Origin of the sequence: Anaerocolumna sedimenticola, assembly GCF_009931695.1 — a bacterium.
GTDB classification, from domain to species: Bacteria; Bacillota; Clostridia; order Lachnospirales; family Lachnospiraceae; genus Anaerocolumna; species Anaerocolumna sedimenticola.
On record NZ_CP048000.1, the window covers coordinates 2,294,058 to 2,312,612 of the forward strand.

Here is an 18,555-nt window from a genome sequence, read left to right on the forward strand (position 1 = left end):
AATGTTAAAACAGAAAGAATACAAGGCAGCAAGAGAAAAAGCAGTTAAAATGATTATAAATGCAGGTGTGGTAATCTGTAAAAAAGATATTGAAACTATGGATATTGCTGATTTTGGACTTTCAAATCTGAGCGAGGAAGGAGCACAGATTTTAACGTTATTCCAGACTGAAAAAGTGGCATGCAGGGTAATTGCACTTTTTGAGGACCAGACGGAGCCGGAACACTGGCATCAGCCGGTAAATGACATTCCCGGCAAAGAAGAGACACTTCGGATCATCTCAGGTGAGTTGAGATTATATGTAGATGGCGAGAATAACATAAAAGAAGGCCATATCCCGGATAAAAAAGAAAAATATTATACCTGCAGGCATGAAATAATCATGGGGCCATGTGACACCCTGACAATTTTACCAGGGGAAAAGCATTGGTTTCAGGGCGGAAAAGGAGGGGCAGTCTTTTTTACCATGTCTACAACTCCAAAAGATGCATATGATCCTTTTAGTGACCCCGGGGTAGTAAGAATTACACAGATTCGGACGGAATGATTATAAACCTGAGTGAATGCCGCTGAAATTCCTGCATAGCAGGTATAAGGATAGGCACAGCGTAAACGGACCTAAAAATATCCGTTTTGACTATGAAAGGTGGATGGAAAATGTCAAAAACTCATTATGAAATTATAAAGGATGATTTTTATATTAACGGGAAAAAGACTTATTCTGATATAACCGGGAGCAATTCTAAAATCCATGGATTACTGTTTAATAATCGTTTTATCCAGGGTATTTTTGAAGACAGGAATCCAAAAAATAGCGGAAAATATGACCGGTTCGGGAAAGTATATTCTGCAGAGGAGAATACGGAAAGCTTAATCCGAGCTTTAAAAAGCTGGTACGATTGCGGAATAAGGGCAATTACGGTCGGCCTGCAGGGCGGAGGACCGATCTATACATACTCGGATTGGAGTGTAATTAATACGGGGAGCTTTTCACCGGACGGCAAAGAGATGGATGAGGCTTACAAACAGCGTTTGATCAGGGTTATAAAAGCCTGTGATGAAATCGGTATGCTGGTAATCGTCAGTTTTCTGTATCAGGCCCAGGAACATTTATTAAACGACGGCGTGGCCTTGATGGAGGCAGTTAAGACAGCATCTAAATTCTTAAGTGAATTGAATTATACCAATGTCATTATTGAAGTTGCAAATGAGCACGATGTGGGAGCATTTTCAAAACATCCCCTTATTCACAGCGGGGAAGGGATAGCAAGTTTAATCCGTTTTGCAAGAGAATGGTCCCAAGGAAAATTCGCAGTAGGTTCCAGTGGGGGAGGCGGCATTTGTAAGAAAGAAGTAATAGAAAACAGTGATGTCATATTAATTCACGGAAATGGGCTGCGCCGGCAGGAGTTGTATGATTTTATACGCAGAATCAGGAAAACAGCTTCGGATAAACCAATTGTCTGCAATGAAGATTCCCAGATGTTCGGGCAGCTATCCATTTCAGTAGCGACTCACACTTCATGGGGATATTATAATAACATGACAAAACAGGAACCACCGGCAGACTGGGGGATTACAAAAGGAGAAGATGAATTTTATGCAGAACGGTTAAAGCAGATCATATATAATACACCGGATCAGGAGAATGAATTTTATCTGCAGGGATTTGAAGATAACAATGATATCGAAGGCAGAAGATATATAAAACTGGCCAGCAGATATCCTGAAAAAATAAATTATGTGGAATTTTATGAAGATGAAAAGTTAATCTATACTTCCTTTGCGGAGCCATTTATGTTATACAGCTTAACTACCTGGGAACAGGAGCCGTATAGTAAGAAAGATAGTGTTAATAAGTTCTCAGCTAAAATCTATTTACATAATGGAGAAATTGTAGTTAAGGATGTTATATTTAACAACAGGTAATTGCGAAACGATATAGTTATCTAATATATCACAGGGCTAATACTATTTTTTTGTTTCAACAGCCCTGGAAACCAGATTCAGACTGAAGTATCAGATGTATGGTGATAGATATAAAAATGTTGTTTTACAATCACCTCTTTATAATTAAATAATTGAGAAAGGAATGCATATTATGCAAAGAAAATATTCTATAATTACAGGTTTTATGGGAAAAGTACAGGACCGTTTTATCGATTACCAGCCGGTCCGCCCAATGGAAGAAATGGTGGAGATGGCTTCCAGAGTAAAAGGGTGTTCAGGTCTGGAGGTAGTTTATCCCCAGAATTTTACCAATGCCAAAAAACTAAAAGAACTATTGGATGCCTATCATTTAGGGGTTTCCACGGTAAATTTAAATGTGAAAGGTGACGTTATGTGGAGATACGGCTCTTTCTCAAATCCGGATCCGGAGATCAGAAAAGAAGCGGTAAATGCAATGAAACGGGCGATGGACTGTGCCGGAGAGCTCAATTGCGGAGTCGTCACTTGTGCATTATTAAATGATGGTGTTGATTATCCTTTTGAGACAGACTATCTGGATGCTTTCCAATATACCCTTGATGGAATCAGGGAAGCGGCGGAATACCGCAGGGATATTAAAATAAGCTTAGAGTATAAACAATCCGAGCCAAGAATCCACTGCCTGTTAAATAATGCGGGGAAAATGGCATATTTTACCCAGATGACAGGAAAAGACAATGTAGGGGTCACATTAGACTTTGGGCATGCCCTGCAGGCGTTGGAGGTTCCCGCTGATTCCGCTTCTTTTTTGGGGCAGACCAACCGTTTATTTTATATTCATATTAATGATAATTTTAGAAACTGGGATTGGGATATGGTTCCGGGTACGGTTAACTTTTGGGATTACATAGAGTTTGCCCTGGCTTTGAAGAAAGTAAATTATAATGGCTGGATTACAGCCGATGTTTTCCCCCAGAGGCATGATCCTGTTAAAATCATGGAGAAAACCTTTGAATGGATGGATTATATTTTTGATATTGCTGATAGAATAGATGAAAAAAAATTAAAAGAGATGCAGACGGAATTGAAAACCTTTGAAATACTGGATTATATCCGCTCTTTAATCTGACTAAGGAGTTAGTATGAAATATCAGAATATAAATTGCTATCGGAAAAATGAATTCTCCATCATTGAAATCAACCGTCCATATGCAAATAACAAACTATCCGTAAACTGTATGTCAGAAATATTGGAAGCCTTTGAACATTCGGAACATGATAACAATTGTAAGGTTGTAATTCTTACGGGAAAGGGAGAGTTTTTTTGCGGGGGCGGCGATCTTGGAGATTATTATCAGCAAAATTCCCGGGATATTCTTTATTTTGGAAACCTGCTTGTTAAGCTTCATCAAAAGATAGCGAAGTTCCCTAAACTGGTAACCGCTGCTGTTAACGGAGATGTATGCGGCGGAGGTTTAAGTTTGTTGGAATGTTGTGATCTTGCAGTGTCGGTGCGGACTTCCAGTTTTTCAATACCGGAAATTAATAATGAGTTAGCTCCCATGATTTCCTTAATGGGAATACGAAACCATTTCAGCAGAAAGCAATGTATGGAAATGATTGCTTTCGGAAAAGAATTAGATGCCGGAACAGCTCTTTCCTATGGCTTGATTAATCATATAACGGAACGAGAGGATGTGATTGATGTTGCTATGGAATATGTAAGAAAATTTTTGGGAAAAAACGAATTTGCATTCTCCATATGTAAACAATATTATAATAATACCCAGGGCTTATCCTATGACCAGCAATATGAGGCAGGGAAATATCATCTTGTGACCATGCTGAAATCTTTTTAAGAAGCTTCCTTTATGATAAAGCAATAACATAATAACTTAAAAGGGCTCCTTATAAGTATACCGCAGGATGTGTGGCCATACCTGAATCTAAGATGAAATATTTGCTGCAAAAATTAGACGTTAACAGCCAGAATAAAATAGCAGCATCCATTATAATTGATACGACGGATAATATTTTATCATATTAGTTTTATTTTCATTAGGACTCGTTACATTGTTATTTAATAAATATTTTAAAGGCTTGTAAATAATTGAGAAGGGGCTGTCGCAAAATAGTCAATTTACTAAACTTGTGTCTAGAATATGCTTTATATTTCTTGAATTTTGTTTCAAGTCGCGCGAATAAACGGCTCCATTCTCTTTCTTGGAGCCATTCGCACATACTTTCAACAAAATATCCGCGAAATATAAAGCATATTCTCCCACAAGTAAGTTATATTTTGAATTTTGCAACAGCCCCTTCTCGTTTTCTCTATTGGATAGCTTAAAAAGTCATTTCATCAAAATTGGCAGATATTTTTATCTCTTTGAATAGCCCAAATGCTGTCCACATAAAGATAGTAGGACTGGAATGGGCAGTGTACAAAAGGAAGTTTTAATTCTTTTATTGTTGACAAAATAAATAACCGATTTTATAATGAGTTTAAATTCACTCATTGAAAGGAGCAATTTTATGCCGCGCACAAAAGAACAGTTTGAAGCAATGCGTTTAGCAACACGTGAGAAAATACTTGCGGCAGCCGGAGAATTATTTGCAAAAAAGGGTCTGGCGGGGACAAACGTGCAGGAAATAGCTGATTTGGCAGGTATAAGTATAGGATTGTTATACCGCCATTATAAAACAAAGGAAGAACTCTTTGATGCACTTGTAAGTGAAGCATCCGATGGTTTAGCGGAGGTGGCAAAATTATTTTTATCAGATGCTCCGCCGGTAAAAATCATTGAGAACTTTTGTAAAGAAGTAGTAACCGATGTAGAGAAGAATGATGACTTTAACAATAGTGTCATGCTGATTACGCAAGCCATTACCTCCGGAAATCAAAGTACGGCTTTACAGACTTTATTAATGCGGGATAAAGAAATGTTTGATGCCTTGAAAAAATTAGTTGAACGGGGGCAAAGCGAAAGAGTTTGTCGGCCTGGTAATCCGTATGATTTAGCCCTGTTGTTCTGTTCTATGTTACAGGGAATCAGTCAATTCAAATTGGTTCTAAAAGAAGAATACAAAGCCCCTGCACCGGAATCTTTGTCGTCCATATTGCTTGTGTAGAAAGGAATTTTAGTGATGCAAGATTACATTATTAATATAAACGGGTTATACAAGTCTTTTAAGGGAGTTGATGTACTAAAAGGCATTAACTTGAAAATACGGAAAGGCAGTGTTTTTTGCCTGCTCGGCTCCAATGGAGCCGGTAAAACTACAACTGTAAAAATACTATCAACCCTTTTGCAAGCCGATAAAGGTAAGATTAATATTTGCGGATTTGATTTAAAAAAGGACCCGCAAAAAGTACGGGAATCCATTAGTATGACCGGGCAATATGCCGCTGTAGACGAACTGTTAACCGGCCGTGAAAATATGTATTTGATTGGACAACTTTTGCATATCGCCGGTTATAAAGAACGGGCAGAAATATTATTTAAGCAATTTGAATTATCTGGTGCCGCCAATCGGCGCAGCGGCACATATTCCGGTGGAATGCGCCGGAAATTGGACATTGCTATGAGCCTGATGGGGAATCCGCAAATTCTTTTTCTTGATGAACCCACAACTGGGCTTGATCCACAAAACCGCATAGCTATGTGGCAGGAAGTTATAAAGTTAAAACAAATGGGCATAACGATTTTTCTGACAACGCAATATTTAGAAGAAGCTGAACGCCTTGCCGACCATGTTGCCATTTTAAATAATGGTATCATTACTGCGGAGGGCAGTGTTGGCCAGCTTAAAAATTTACTGCCCATCGGAGCCGTTCAACTTATGTTTGATGAAAAACAGTATGGCCCGGCACAAAGCATTTTGGAAGCTGAATCGGCAGCTTCCAATGACGCGGGTCTGTCATTAACTGTAATGACAGATGGAAGTGTAGAAGCGTTAACCACCTTACTTGTTAAGTTTCGGGATGCCGGTATACGTGTAAAGAGTGTTGTGCAAAAACAGCCGACTTTAGAAGATGTCTTTTTAAGCCAGATATATTCTGGAAAGGAGGATTAGGACATGAAATTTATTAGACAAATAAAAGAAATAGGAGCAATGACCAAACGGTGTATGATGTATACGCTACGCAATGTGGATAATTTGCTTACTATGCTGTTCTTGCCTATTGCAGTATTACTTTTGTTCGTTTTCGTATTTGGTGGAGCAATCCAAACAGGAAATGATAACTATATAGATTATGTTATTTTCGGCATACTTCTTATCAACATAGGTTATGGGGCAGGAACAACTGCCGTAAGCCTGAATGTAGACTTGCAGAATGGTATCATCGATCGTTTTAGGACGATGCCTATTGGAAGAAATGTAGTACTTACCGGACATGTTCTCGCTTCCATTATTAAGAACATAATCTCAACAGTGGTATTGTTTGTATTGGCATTTTTGATAGGATTTCGATCAGTCGCAGGTTTTGGAGGATGGTTCGCGGCTGTGTGCATCCTTTTACTGTATAGCCTTGCTATGACCTGGCTTGCAATCGTTTTTGGGTTAATTGCAAAAACACCGGAGGGTGCCAGCGCATTTAGTTATGTGTTTTTATTCTTTCCTTATATTAGTTCTGCGTTTGTGCCAACAAAAACTATGCCAAAGGCATTACGTTTACTTGCTGAAAATCAACCTGTCACACCAATTAACGAAAGTGTTCGTACGCTGTTAATGGATTTACCCGTAGGAAACAATGTATTTTTATCATTGATATGGTGTCTTGGAATTACTGCAGTTACTTATGGCATCTCCGGATGGATTTATGGTAGAAAATCATAGGTTATATTTTAGGCATATAAAGTAAGGCCTTTTATTTTTAGAAGTATTAATGAGTATGTATTCACTCATTATTAAAATTAGATTTAAAGATTACCGGACCCGGAAGAGCCGGCCAGGAACTGTCTGAAATATTTACAAACGAGGAATTATGCCTGACCGGTTTACATATTGCACATTAAAAAAGTGGTTTTGTAAAAGAAAAAGCTTTTAACCGGTTTATGATCTTAACATTTTTCACCAATGGGATCTTCTATCAGGGTTGCAACTCTGAATTCATGTCTGTGTCCGTCATTTACAGTTGTTACCGACTCTAAAAAATGTACATGGCGGTTATTGCCAACCGGAATTGCTCCCGAGGTATTTCCACAAAATTCATGAAAGTGGTCTTCATAAAAATCTGTCCTGAATGCAACCTCATGGTAATGATCCTGTCCGTAAGGAATGGCTTCACCGGATACGGTTGCAAATCTATGATTATGCGGATCTTCCTCACGTTCAGCAATCATAACACTTCCCTGAACTTCATGAACATGTCTTTGTCCTTTGTTACAATACTGGTTATTATAATTTGTATAAGCCATATAATTGCTCCTCGCATAAGAGATTTAAGAATGAACCAGACTCATTCCCACTACAATTATATGACAAAAATGTCAAAATGTGACATGACCGATAAGTAATCAATAGGTAGTTGCGAAACAAGTTAAATGGTTGGTAAAAGGAGGATTGCAAAAATTATATTTATAATACAGTTAGAGCGTTTTAATTATTTGGCTCATATCCTCAGCTATGCCATTTAGCATTTCCGCACTGCTTGCAAGTTCTTCACTTGTGGCCAGATTCTGATTGATGGAATCAAATACCTGATTAAATCTATCAATTGTCTGGTTCGTAGCTTCCGTAATTTTTGAATTGAATACCACCGTATTCTGAGTTTCGCTAAGCATTGTCTGGGTAAGGCTGCTGATTTCATTAATATTTTGCCCCGAGTCTTTTAGGCTTGTAATCATATTGTTTACGTCATGTACCGCATTATTTAACAATGTATTACCGTGACTTACTTTTTCCGTATTTTGAGCCATTAGCGATTTAACCTGGTTTACTCTTTCCTTAAATTCCTGGGTGATGGAAGCTACCTGGGTTAACGAATTATTTGTATCTTCCGCCAGTTTTCTGATTTCATCTGCCACTACGGCAAATCCCTTACCTTGTTCCCCTGCTCTTGCCGCCTCAATGGAAGCGTTTAAGGAGAGCAGATTTGTCTGGTTGGATATCTGGCGTATGATTTCCAACACATTATCAATCTGGCCGGATTTATCCTCAAGAATATAGGTCGCGTCTAAAGTATTTTCAATATCCTTCTTAATATCAACAATAATGTTTAGGGTCTTATTCAGGGAATTTCCATTATTATTTGACAGTTCTATTAATTCTGCGGATTTATTTTCTGTATCTTTTATTTTATCAGTTATGGATTCGCAAGAATTTAATAAGTTATTTAAGCTTCGGTTATTTTCCTCAATGCCTTTTAACATCCTGTCTGAATCCGCCGCAGCTTTTTTACTGGTATCAGCAATCTCTTCAACGGATGCACTCTCTTCGTTTGCGATTGCCGCCAGATTTTCGCTGGATATAAGCAGGGATTGGACATATTCGGAAACTTTCTCAAATAAAATGTTGTTTTTTTCGTTATGTTCTTTCAAAGACCCTTCATTGATTTCAACGGTTTTTAAGATTCTGGATGAAAAATAAGTGAAAATAAATATACCGAAAGAAATCAGGCCGATTACTACAGCTCTTAAAATTAACTCTCTGATCATATGCCCTCCATCAGGCAGAGAAGATGGGTTTAAAAAGAAAATAATCACCTGTGATAGTACACCCAACAGGATATAAGCAATATTTAATTTCGTATCCAGTAATAAAGCACCTACAATTATAAAATAAAAAACAGAACACCAGATTTCCCGGGATGGTACCATAAGGCCGATATACAAATAATTTGCATAGGAAAATAACAATACGATGATTTTAAGTGCCTGAAACGTTTGAAAAGAATGATTGTTTTCTTTTGTGGTCTGGTCATATAATAATTTAAAAGTGATTATTTCAATAACCATAAGTGCGGAAAATATATTTAGGGACATCCATTTTATTTCCGGAAAGAAACCGGTTAGTTTTAAGAAAATAAATAGAGATGCTGCCAGAAAAGCACTGATTGAGTACAGAATAACGATATGTTTCAGTGTATTAAATTGATAGTGTATTATGGTACTTTTTTCATTAGTCATAATATTACCTCTTCCCTTAAATTAATTAATGTTTAAGAATAATGCTGATTACGTATGAGATTTAAAAGACCGGAGATTATTCCGGATTTCTCTTCCTGCTAACTGATAAGAGATAATATCCTTAGGATAAAAAAATAGATGGCACAAAGAATGCCATCTATCATCTATCCTTACAGCAACTCTCAGCAGCCTGGCTATCATGGGTAAAACCTTTAGATCCATGGCTTTGCGTCCTTACCTTTTGATAAGTTTGCCTTTATTAATTTCACAGCAGGATTAATACCGTATGATAAATTATATCATGAAGCTGCTTTTAATCAATAGGAGTTTGTAAATTATACCAAAATACGTTTACAATTATTTATTTCATAGAATTTAACTGATCTTTGCGATGTTCCTGTTTTTCAACCGTATTTTTCAGTGCTTCATTATCCATATGGTCTGCATTATGATCCAGGTAACCATTGGTATATTCATAACGTTTTTCTAAGTTTTTTACCTGGTCATTATTACTGTGTTCACCATGAACGATAATATTTTTCAGATTTTTAATTTCCTCGTTGCGGCCCTGCTGAACTTCTTTTGCATGCTTTAAATTTTCAGGATTTGAAATTTCTGAATTTTGCTCCAGATGCCGTTCGGTTCGTGTCTCTCTTTCCACTAAATTAATGAGATGGTCAACTCTGCGTTCGTTTTCACTGGAAGTTTTGCCGGAAGTATTTGACATATTACTATTCATTATATTTTACCACCTTTCTTAAAGTTGAGATAGTTATTCTCAAATATATTTTTCTTCTATAATGAAATACCTATTCTGTAAATCCTTTATAAAAGCATACCAATACAGGTTAATTTTCTCGCCTTTCGTATATTTTAACTGTATAAAAAAAATTGCTGCATAATTGTATAAAAAAAAATTGCTGTATTGACATTATTTAAAATAGTTAGTATACTAACTACTCTGAGAGGTGAAAATTATGCTTGAAAGTAAAGAAATAGGATATATCCTGCACCGGGCGGCAATGTTCGCTAAATGCCATTTAACAAATAAATTAAATGAATTTGACATTACACCGGGACAATACATGGTGCTGAAAGAGATTTATTATTATCAAATAAATAATAAAGAATTTGGGTTATCCCCTGCCTGTATTGCTGCCAGTTTGGAATCAGACAGGCCGACGATATCAGGAATCCTGGAAAGACTGGAGGCACAGAACCTGACAGAACGTGTTCATAATCCCCAGGATAAAAGATCCTGTCTTATCCGTGTTACGCAGAAAGCCATGGATAAGTTAAAAGAGCTGGAAGAGATATCGGCAGTGAATGATGCTAAAATACGAAACGGATTTACGGAAGAAGAGATAGATACGTTTAAAAATTATTTATTACGTGTTGCAGATAATTTTAAAAATGGATAGGAGTGAAAGAATGGATAAATCAAGACAATTAGGGGAAGAAAAAATCTTAAAACTATTAATTAAATTTTCAATACCTGCAATCGTAGGTATGTTAGTAAATGCTTTATATAATGTGGTCGATAGAATATTTATCGGAAATGGTGTCGGATATTTAGGGATTGCAGGGACTACGATAGCTTTCCCGGTTATGTTAATTATGATGGCCTTTTCCATGTTGATAGGTATCGGTGCTAATTCGTTGGTGTCGATACGCTTGGGAGAAAATAAAAAAGAAGAGGCAGAAGTTATTTTTGGCAATACGATTAATTTGTTAATCTTAAGTTCCCTATTTATTACCATAATCGGTCTGATATTTATGGATCCGATGTTAAAGCTTTTAGGAGCCAGTGAGCAGAATTTACCTTATGCCAGAGATTATTTACAGATTATATTAATCGGTGGAGTATTTCAATCTCTTGGTATGGGTATGAATAATTTCATAAGATCGGAAGGAAATCCCCGTATTGCAATGTATACGATGTTAATTGGTGCTTTGATAAATACAGTGTTAGATCCGGTATTTATTTTTATTTTCCACATGGGGGTGAAAGGAGCGGCAATCGCCACCATATTAGCTCAATTTATATCGGCGGTTTGGGTATTTTCCTATTTCCTGCGCGGGAATAGTTTATTAAAAATCAGACGTAAAAATTTAAGGTTAAAGCCCTTTGCGGTCAAAGGTATTCTAATCTTAGGTATTGCTCCTTTTGCAATGCAGCTGGCAGCAAGTGTGCAGAATCTAATTCTGAATACCAGTTTAGCTACTTACGGCGGAGATATTGCGGTATCCGGTATGGGTGTTGTAAATAGTATTATAACTCTTATGATTATGCCTCTATTTGGTATCAATCAGGGCGTTCAGCCAATCATAGGTTATAATTACGGTGCAAAGAAATATAAAAGAGTAAAAGAAGCGTATAAATTAGCAGTCTTTTTTGCTACGGCTATTGTTATTGTTGGGTGGGTAATCACCAGAGTATTTCCGGAACAGTTAGTTTTCTTATTTAACAGGAAAGATACGGATTTGATTCAATTCAGTGTACTTGCAATTAAGAAATTTATGATGTTTTTGCCGATTGTAGGATTCCAGATTATATCCTCCAACTATTTTCAGGCTGTAGGTAAGCCAAAACATTCCGCATTACTTGGGTTATCCAGACAGGTATTAATCTTAATTCCAGCGTTAATCATACTGCCTAAATTTTTTGGGATGAATGGAGTGTTGTCAGCAGGACCTCTATCTGATATTATTTCATCCCTGATTACCGGTACATTTATTTTAATTGAAATGAAACAGCTTGAAACGAATCATAAATCAATCCAGTCAGGAGAACTTAAAATGGCGGAAGTTGATTTAGAAGAGGGTATGTAATGCTATGCCACCAGCATTTGCTGGTGGCCCTGACTGATTTACATTTAAATGGATGGAAGAATTTTAGCCTAATGTTTTTTCTTCCGGTTCCTCTTCCTGAACGCCATCATTCTTTGATACGCTTGCTGAAAGAATAACCTGCTCCGGATGGAATTCAGTCCGGATGCCTTTCGGAAGTTTTAAATCACCTATTGTAATAATTTCTCCGGGTGTCAAATCAGATACATCAATCTCAATATTTTCCGGAATATTCTGCGGTAATCCGGTTACCAGGATGGTATCCATCTGACGGTTCAAATATAGATGTTTAGATTCCAGAAGTTCGATGCCGGTGATCTTAATTAAAACTTCTGTTTTTATCTCATCAGAAAGGGTTATCTGCTGAAAATCCACATGGCTGAAATCATGATTTACGGGAGAAATTTGAATTTCTTTTATCATTACGTTATATGTAGAATTTTCTTCGCCTTCCAGTTTAAATAATGTATTTCTTCCGTATTTGTTAAGATATTTTCTTAGTTCATCTTTTTTGACGGCAACAGCAATGGAGGGAATTCCTCTTCCGGAGATATTTCCTGTCAGATATCCCATTTTCCTTAATTGATTGTTAATACCTTTGGTTCTTTCTTTTCTTGTTACAAATTTCATAGTTACAGTTTCTTTCATGTACGTAGCCTCCTTAATATAACATGTATTTTTGAAAATATAGTGTTACACATCTTATTATTGAAACTTCGCAAGAGACAAATAGAATCTGTGAATTCCTGTTTTATTTGTGAATTGTAAATGTTTCTTCATGGTTATTATAAAACAAACCAGAAAAATATCAAGGGAAAATTAAAATTGATGCAAAATAATATAATAAGTTTAAAATTGTATCGTACATATATAATTAAAATCTTATTTGATGTACTTTTTGTGGACGAAAGGCACTAAGATTGTCAACAAATCCAAATTAACTAATCTCAGTAATATAAGCAGAGAGCAATCTTGCCGAAACCTTATTACTATATTAATAAGGTTAAAAATCTACCCCTTTTTTAAAATTATGGAATATACAGATTAAACTAAAAGTGGTAGCATAGATATATCATAATGAGTAAATTGTAAGCAAAATACTCATGTGTATCTAAAAGAAGAGTATCTCTAAAATAAATAGTTAAATCAGGAGGCAAAGATGGTACTTATTAAGGAAAGAATAGGTAAACTACTGGAATATCTGCAGGAACTGGTATACACATCACAGGTTGATATTACAGATTACAAAATGATTCGTACCGATGAGCGGTTTCAGGATGTAAAAAACCTGGATACTTCAGGCTGGTCGGATTTCAACCACCAACAGATTTGGGGAGGACATCGGGAGTTTTACTGGTTTGAAACCGTTGTTACAATACCGGATAACTTTAAAGGAAAATGTGTGGTTTATGAAGTTACTACAGGAAAAGAAGGTTTATGGGATGCCACCAATCCTCAATTTTTAATCTACGTAAACGGCGAAGTAAAACAAGGTCTGGATGTCAATCACCGTGAAGTAATTTTAACGGAAAAGGCAGTTCCCGGAGAAACATTCCGCATTCTGTTAGCTGCATTTACCGGTGATCAGAACTTCAGTTTAAAACTGGATTCCAAATTAAAAGTATTGGACCGTAAAACAGAGAAGTATTTTTATGATTTATCCGTACCTTATAACGTAGCCCGTATGTTAAATGAAGAAGACAAAGCTTATATAACTATTATACAAAACCTGAATGAGTCCTTAAATCTTTTGGACTTAAGAAAAGAATTATCAAAAGAATATTATGACAGCTTGGAGAAAGCACAGGAATATATAACGAAGGAATTTTATGAGAAACAATGCGGAGATTCCGAAGCGATTGTTTACTGTGTGGGACATACCCATATTGACTGTGCATGGTTATGGACATTAAAAGTAACGGAGGATAAAGCGGTAAGAAGTTTTTCCACCGTTCTGGAATTAATGCGCAGGTATCCGGAATATATCTTTATGTCAAGCCAGCCTCAGCTTTATAAATATGTGAAGAAAAATGCCCCTGAAGTTTATGAAGAAATAAAACAAAGGGTAGCAGAAGGAAGATGGGAGCCGGAGGGCGGAATGTTCGTTGAAGCTGATTGTAATATAGCTTCCGGAGAAGCCCTGGTTCGCCAGTTTATGCATGGACAGAAGTTCTTTAAGGATGAATTCGGTAAAGATAATTCTATCCTGTGGCTGCCGGATGTATTCGGTTATTCTGCCGCTCTTCCTCAGATTATGAATAAGTGCGGTTTACCTTATTTCATGACGACCAAAATCAGCTGGAACGAAATTAATAAGATGCCCTGTGATACCTTTGAGTGGGAGGGGATTGACGGAAGCCGTGTACTGACCCATTTCATACCAACCAGAGATTATAGCAAGGCAGCAGTTGAGGGCGGATTTGAAACAGGCCATTATACCACATACAACGGTTATATCAACCCAGCCCAGGTGAAAGGCGGCTGGAAACGTTACAGCCAGAAGTATCTGAATAATGAAGTACTTATGTCCTTCGGTTTCGGTGACGGAGGCGGCGGCCCTACTCAGGATATGTTAGAGAATCAAAGACGTCTCTCCAAAGGAATTCCGGGATGTCCGAAAACAGTTATGAGCACCGCTAAGAATTTCTTTGAAACCCTGGATAAGAATGTAAGAGATAAAAAATATCTTCCGTCCTGGGTTGGGGAACTTTACCTGGAATATCACAGGGGAACCTATACCTCCATGGCCAGAAATAAAAAATATAACCGTAAATCGGAATTTGCTTACCAAAATGCGGAACTGTATGGGGTGCTAGATAATCAGTTAAACAATTCGGCTTATCCGGATACGGAACTGCATGAAGGCTGGGAAGTTATTTTAAGAAACCAGTTCCATGATATTCTTCCCGGATCATCCATAAAAGAAGTTTATGATGATTCAAAAGAAGAGTATGAAGGAATCCTGGCTGCAAACAAAAAACTGGTTACAAACTCCCTAAAGAGCATAGCTGAGAAAGTAAATGCTCCGAAGTATTCTCTGGTAGTTTATAATCCAAACAGTGCTGAATCAGAGGAAATTGTTGCTTTTGTATGCCCTGATGGAATCAAGGAAGCAGCTGTATATGACGGAGAGAAAAAATTAGCTGTTCAGAAAACGACCGACGGAAGTTATATTTTTAAAGCTGATAAAGTTCCGGGCAAAGGTTATAAAACCTTTATATTAAAGGAAGAATCTTTAGAAACCAAAACAGCCATGAAAGCATCTGCTACTGTAATGGAAAATGATTTCTTTACGTTAGAATTTAATAAAAAAGGCCAGTTTGCACGTATTTATGATAAACGTGCGAACCGTGAAGTATTAAAAGAGGGCCAGGCAGCCAATGTTATCATGAGCTATGAGGACAGACCGCATAATTATGATGCCTGGGATGTAAATAACTACTATGTGGAAAAATCCTGGGAGGTTGATCAGGTAGAATCCATGGAAATCCTGGAAGACGGTCCGGTAAGATCCTGTATGAAAGTGGAAAGAAAATATTTAGATTCTACCATTACACAATACATCTATATGTATCAGGATATACCACGTATTGATATTAAGAATGTAATTGACTGGAAAGAACATCAGATTTTTGTAAAGACCTTATTCCCGGTTGACATACATTCCAGTGAAGCAACATTTGATATTCAGTATGGTAATGTAAAACGTCCTACTCATGCCAATACTTCCTGGGATTTTGCCAAATTTGAAGTATGTGTACACAAGTGGCTTGATTTGTCCGAAGATAATTATGGCGTCAGCATGTTAAATGACTGCAAATATGGCTGCAGTGTGCAAAATGGTGTTATTGGTATGTCCATGTTAAAATCAGCAATCTATCCGAATCCTGAAGCTGATAAGGAAGTGCATGAATTTACTTACTCTTTCTATCCTCATCAGGGAGATTGGAGAGAAGCCGGTACCGTGAAACAGGCTTATCAGATAAATAATCCGTTGACGGCAGTTGTGAAGGAAAATGAAGGCGGAACTTTAGATTCCAGTTATTCTTTTGTAACTTCAGACCAGGACAATGTCATTGTAGAAGTTGTAAAGAAAGCGGAAGAAGATACAAGTACCATCGTTCGTCTTTATGAATGTTTTAACCGCAGAACCGATGCCAAACTTACCTTTGGTAAAGAAATCGCTTCCATAGAAGAATGTAATATGATGGAAGAGGGAAATGAACCGGTTGAATTTAATGGAAAAGATGTTTACTTTACCGTAAAACCTTATGAAATCAAAACCTTAAAAGTTACTTTTAAATAACAGAGTCGGGTGGGGTATCGAAAGACCAAACAAAGTACATTTATGAATACAGTGTAAAGGCAGCGAAATGAAACATATTAACGCTAGTATTCATTAAGAAGTTATTGCCTTTCGACACCCAACCTGAAATTTAATCAATATAAGATGCATTTTTCGGCATTGTTTTAAAGGCTTTTTTAAATGCCCTGGAAAAAGTGGAATAATTCTTAAAGCCGCTTTTATAACAGGCTTCCGTTAAACTGCTTCCATTATGTACCAGATTTTTAGCCAGCAGAAGGCGCTTTTCCGTTATGTACTTTCCTATGGTATACCCTGTTTCTTCCTTGAAGAAATGCATTAAATAATAACGGCTTAAATAAAATCTGGCAGACAGGTTATCAATGGTAATATCCTCCGAAAGATTAACATTGATATAGTCTAATATCTCAAGCAGTTTCGAATTCGCCATATCCGAATCCATGTAATTAATGTGGTTGGATATGGCGGTTCTGTTTAACTGGATCATAAATTCCAGAAATAATATTTTTTGATATAATTCTTTGGCAAATTCATTATCATGAACAGAGTGTTCCAGTTCTTTGCATACCTGATAGAGTTTACTTATATCAATGGAGGGGATCCGAAGAACGTTGGAATGCTCTTTTTTTGCTCGGTCAAAACAATAATTTAAGTCATAATCCTTTTCTTTATAAGTTCCGATAAATCCGGGTGAAACATATATAATAATTCTCTCGTAGGTTGAATCCGTCAGGAAAGAAGGTTTATGGATTTCCCCTGCATTTACAAGAACAATATCATAGGGTTTCAAAAGATAATTCCTGCCTTCAATGAAATAATTCATATCACCTCTTAGAAATATCATTATTTTGTTAAAGTCATGATAATGGTAATCAAATACTTTTCGCTGTTCATCTATGTTATGGAAGATTCTGAAATCATCATTTAAATATCCCAGTTTATCAAAATTAGCCATCTTATCTCCTTTTTATCTTATAATATTTTCATTAATGCAGCTATATACCATGCAATTGATACGAATCTTAGTCCGATTTGCCCAAGGGGCAACCAAAGCCTGAAACAAGTATCAATTTTGTATGGTATATTCTAAAAACTAAAGTTTCCCAATTACCTATTATAAATTTATTATACAGCACTATTTGCAACATTTAAAGCATTATAAAAGTATTTTTTATAAATAATGTCTTGTAAAATAAAATCAAAGAGTGAGAGAAAGAAGGAAGTAGAAAGTAGCAAATTCTCATTTTTTCAATAAAATGTAATATAAAACTAATTAGGATTTCTATTTACAGGAGGTATTTTTTATGCCGATTTCTGGTGTCTGGTTACCGATAATAACCCCATTTATAGATGGTAAAATAGACTATACGTCATACAAGAGACTGATAGATAATTATGCCGATAAGGGAATAAGTGGATTAATTCCTTTAGGAACAACCGGTGAAATCCCCACGTTAACCGATTACGAATTTGAAGAAATGATTGAAAAGACCTTTGAATATAATAAAGGCCGTTTACCTGTGTATGTAGGGGTAGGTGGGAATTATACCGCTAAAGTGATTAATAAGGCAAAAATAGCTAAAAAATATCCCATACAAGGAATTTTATCCGTCTGTCCATATTACAACAGGCCGAGTCAGGAGGGTATTTACAGGCATTTTATAAGTATTGCGGAAGAAACCGGTTTAAATATTATTATCTATAATATACCTTACCGTACCGGGACGAATATAGAAAATGAAACTTTATACAGACTGGCAGAACATAAGAATATAGTAGGATTAAAGGATTCCTGCGGAGATATTAAACAGACGATGGCTTTGCTTTTAAATCCGCCTGAGGATTTTTCCATTCTCACCGGTGAGGATATCCTATTTTATCTGACACTTACTTTAGGTGGCCAGGGAGGAATACTGGCTTCATCCCATCTGAAAACGGAATTATTTGTAGATGTATACAATAAAGTAAAAGAAAACAACCAATATGCAGCACTGGAAATCTGGAAACAGCTTTATCCTTTTATTCCGCTTTTATTTAAGGAGCCAAACCCGGCACCGATTAAATATTGCTTAAAAGAATTGGGATTACTGGATTCCGATGAATTACGGCTGCCGTTAACGCAGATTTCCGATCCGTTAAAAGAAAATCTGGATAAAGTATTAAAATTAAAATAATTTAAATCGTCCCCTGAAGAGTTATTATTTTTAATGACAACTTCTAGTAGTATTTGAGTGCCGACAGACCAATATCATGTTTTATGAATATGGATAACTATATTCATGAACTCGCTATGAGGTCTTTGACACTCAAATATTATGAGTA

General features: G+C 36.5%; 17 protein-coding genes and 1 riboswitch. Of the genes, 11 read left to right on the forward strand and 6 right to left on the reverse strand.

Going from position 1 to position 18,555, the window contains the following annotated elements:
• The first annotated feature begins 1 nt into the window (after position 1).
• From Ana3638_RS10110 to Ana3638_RS10140, 7 genes are all read left to right on the forward strand, one after another.
• Positions 2–547, forward strand: a complete 546-nt coding sequence (locus Ana3638_RS10110; RefSeq protein WP_161837909.1) for a D-lyxose/D-mannose family sugar isomerase — start codon at positions 2–4, stop codon at positions 545–547.
• Positions 548–657: 110 nt separating this feature from the next.
• Entirely contained in the window at positions 658–1,929 is a 1,272-nt protein-coding gene (locus Ana3638_RS10115; protein ID WP_161837910.1) for a glycoside hydrolase family 5 protein, read from the forward strand.
• Positions 1,930–2,101: 172 nt separating this feature from the next.
• Entirely contained in the window at positions 2,102–3,058 is a 957-nt protein-coding gene (locus Ana3638_RS10120; RefSeq protein ID WP_161837911.1) for a sugar phosphate isomerase/epimerase family protein, read from the forward strand.
• 13 nt (positions 3,059–3,071) lie between these two features.
• Positions 3,072–3,788, forward strand: coding sequence for an enoyl-CoA hydratase/isomerase family protein (locus Ana3638_RS10125; protein ID WP_161837912.1), 717 nt, complete (start codon positions 3,072–3,074; stop codon positions 3,786–3,788).
• Between the two features lie 673 nt (positions 3,789–4,461).
• Positions 4,462–5,058, forward strand: a complete 597-nt coding sequence (locus Ana3638_RS10130; RefSeq protein ID WP_161837913.1) for a TetR/AcrR family transcriptional regulator — start codon at positions 4,462–4,464, stop codon at positions 5,056–5,058.
• A 15-nt stretch (positions 5,059–5,073) separates the two neighbouring features.
• Complete coding sequence (locus Ana3638_RS10135) at positions 5,074–6,003, forward strand: ATP-binding cassette domain-containing protein (protein WP_161837914.1); 930 nt, start codon at positions 5,074–5,076, stop codon at positions 6,001–6,003.
• Between the two features lie 3 nt (positions 6,004–6,006).
• Positions 6,007–6,768: an ABC transporter permease gene (locus tag Ana3638_RS10140; RefSeq protein WP_281352909.1), complete on the forward strand. Its 762-nt coding sequence runs from the start codon at positions 6,007–6,009 to the stop codon at positions 6,766–6,768.
• 224 nt (positions 6,769–6,992) lie between these two features.
• Here the strand turns inward: Ana3638_RS10140 and Ana3638_RS10145 are convergent, their stop codons facing one another.
• The 4 genes from Ana3638_RS10145 to Ana3638_RS10160 all read right to left on the reverse strand — a co-directional run bounded on the left by Ana3638_RS10145 (position 6,993) and on the right by Ana3638_RS10160 (position 9,798).
• Positions 6,993–7,349, reverse strand: coding sequence for a YmaF family protein (locus tag Ana3638_RS10145; RefSeq protein WP_161837915.1), 357 nt, complete (start codon positions 7,347–7,349; stop codon positions 6,993–6,995).
• Between the two features lie 171 nt (positions 7,350–7,520).
• Positions 7,521–9,059, reverse strand: coding sequence for a methyl-accepting chemotaxis protein (locus tag Ana3638_RS10150; protein ID WP_161837916.1), 1,539 nt, complete (start codon positions 9,057–9,059; stop codon positions 7,521–7,523).
• Positions 9,060–9,107: 48 nt separating this feature from the next.
• The gene (locus Ana3638_RS10155) at positions 9,108–9,281 is read right to left on the reverse strand and encodes a hypothetical protein (RefSeq protein ID WP_161837917.1); all 174 of its coding nucleotides are present in this window, start codon (positions 9,279–9,281) and stop codon (positions 9,108–9,110) included.
• Positions 9,241–9,324: riboswitch (cyclic di-GMP riboswitch) on the reverse strand. (Overlaps the previous gene by 41 nt.)
• Before the next feature lie 96 nt (positions 9,325–9,420).
• Positions 9,421–9,798, reverse strand: coding sequence for a hypothetical protein (locus tag Ana3638_RS10160; RefSeq protein WP_246240965.1), 378 nt, complete (start codon positions 9,796–9,798; stop codon positions 9,421–9,423).
• A 238-nt stretch (positions 9,799–10,036) separates the two neighbouring features.
• Between Ana3638_RS10160 and Ana3638_RS10165 the strand changes: the two genes are divergently transcribed.
• Entirely contained in the window at positions 10,037–10,480 is a 444-nt protein-coding gene (locus tag Ana3638_RS10165; RefSeq protein WP_161837918.1) for a MarR family winged helix-turn-helix transcriptional regulator, read from the forward strand.
• A gap of 10 nt (positions 10,481–10,490) precedes the next feature.
• A complete protein-coding gene (locus tag Ana3638_RS10170; RefSeq protein ID WP_161837919.1) occupies positions 10,491–11,891 on the forward strand; it encodes an MATE family efflux transporter in 1,401 nt (466 codons plus the stop codon).
• A 63-nt stretch (positions 11,892–11,954) separates the two neighbouring features.
• Here Ana3638_RS10170 and Ana3638_RS10175 read toward each other — a convergent pair whose 3' ends face one another.
• Positions 11,955–12,557 (reverse strand): 50S ribosomal protein L25, encoded by a 603-nt coding sequence (locus Ana3638_RS10175; RefSeq protein WP_161837920.1) that lies wholly within the window; start codon positions 12,555–12,557, stop codon positions 11,955–11,957.
• A 511-nt stretch (positions 12,558–13,068) separates the two neighbouring features.
• Between Ana3638_RS10175 and Ana3638_RS10180 the strand changes: the two genes are divergently transcribed.
• Complete coding sequence (locus tag Ana3638_RS10180; protein ID WP_161837921.1) at positions 13,069–16,215, forward strand: alpha-mannosidase; 3,147 nt, start codon at positions 13,069–13,071, stop codon at positions 16,213–16,215.
• A gap of 130 nt (positions 16,216–16,345) precedes the next feature.
• Here the strand turns inward: Ana3638_RS10180 and Ana3638_RS10185 are convergent, their stop codons facing one another.
• Positions 16,346–17,188: an AraC family transcriptional regulator gene (locus Ana3638_RS10185; protein WP_161837922.1), complete on the reverse strand. Its 843-nt coding sequence runs from the start codon at positions 17,186–17,188 to the stop codon at positions 16,346–16,348.
• A 349-nt stretch (positions 17,189–17,537) separates the two neighbouring features.
• On the opposite strand from Ana3638_RS10185, the gene dapA reads away from it, so the two are divergent.
• Positions 17,538–18,407, forward strand: a complete 870-nt coding sequence (dapA, locus tag Ana3638_RS10190) for a 4-hydroxy-tetrahydrodipicolinate synthase (RefSeq protein ID WP_161837923.1) — start codon at positions 17,538–17,540, stop codon at positions 18,405–18,407.
• Positions 18,408–18,555 lie beyond the last annotated feature (148 nt).

Bases quoted from the DNA above. Each gene is read 5' to 3' on its own strand.
- Ana3638_RS10120 (WP_161837911.1), top strand. From the start codon at position 2,102: ATGCAAAGAAAATATTCTATAATTACAGGTTTTATGGGAAAAGTACAG.
- Ana3638_RS10185 (WP_161837922.1), bottom strand. From the start codon at position 17,188: ATGGCTAATTTTGATAAACTGGGATATTTAAATGATGATTTCAGAATC.
- Ana3638_RS10180 (WP_161837921.1), top strand. From the start codon at position 13,069: ATGGTACTTATTAAGGAAAGAATAGGTAAACTACTGGAATATCTGCAG.
- Ana3638_RS10135 (WP_161837914.1), top strand. From the start codon at position 5,074: ATGCAAGATTACATTATTAATATAAACGGGTTATACAAGTCTTTTAAG.
- dapA (WP_161837923.1), top strand. From the start codon at position 17,538: ATGCCGATTTCTGGTGTCTGGTTACCGATAATAACCCCATTTATAGAT.
- Ana3638_RS10165 (WP_161837918.1), top strand. From the start codon at position 10,037: ATGCTTGAAAGTAAAGAAATAGGATATATCCTGCACCGGGCGGCAATG.
- Ana3638_RS10115 (WP_161837910.1), top strand. From the start codon at position 658: ATGTCAAAAACTCATTATGAAATTATAAAGGATGATTTTTATATTAAC.
- Ana3638_RS10110 (WP_161837909.1), top strand. From the start codon at position 2: ATGTTAAAACAGAAAGAATACAAGGCAGCAAGAGAAAAAGCAGTTAAA.
- Ana3638_RS10145 (WP_161837915.1), bottom strand. From the start codon at position 7,349: ATGGCTTATACAAATTATAATAACCAGTATTGTAACAAAGGACAAAGA.
- Ana3638_RS10140 (WP_281352909.1), top strand. From the start codon at position 6,007: ATGAAATTTATTAGACAAATAAAAGAAATAGGAGCAATGACCAAACGG.
- Ana3638_RS10175 (WP_161837920.1), bottom strand. From the start codon at position 12,557: ATGAAAGAAACTGTAACTATGAAATTTGTAACAAGAAAAGAAAGAACC.
- Ana3638_RS10150 (WP_161837916.1), bottom strand. From the start codon at position 9,059: ATGACTAATGAAAAAAGTACCATAATACACTATCAATTTAATACACTG.
- Ana3638_RS10170 (WP_161837919.1), top strand. From the start codon at position 10,491: ATGGATAAATCAAGACAATTAGGGGAAGAAAAAATCTTAAAACTATTA.
- Ana3638_RS10130 (WP_161837913.1), top strand. From the start codon at position 4,462: ATGCCGCGCACAAAAGAACAGTTTGAAGCAATGCGTTTAGCAACACGT.
- Ana3638_RS10155 (WP_161837917.1), bottom strand. From the start codon at position 9,281: ATGGATCTAAAGGTTTTACCCATGATAGCCAGGCTGCTGAGAGTTGCT.
- Ana3638_RS10125 (WP_161837912.1), top strand. From the start codon at position 3,072: ATGAAATATCAGAATATAAATTGCTATCGGAAAAATGAATTCTCCATC.
- Ana3638_RS10160 (WP_246240965.1), bottom strand. From the start codon at position 9,798: ATGAATAGTAATATGTCAAATACTTCCGGCAAAACTTCCAGTGAAAAC.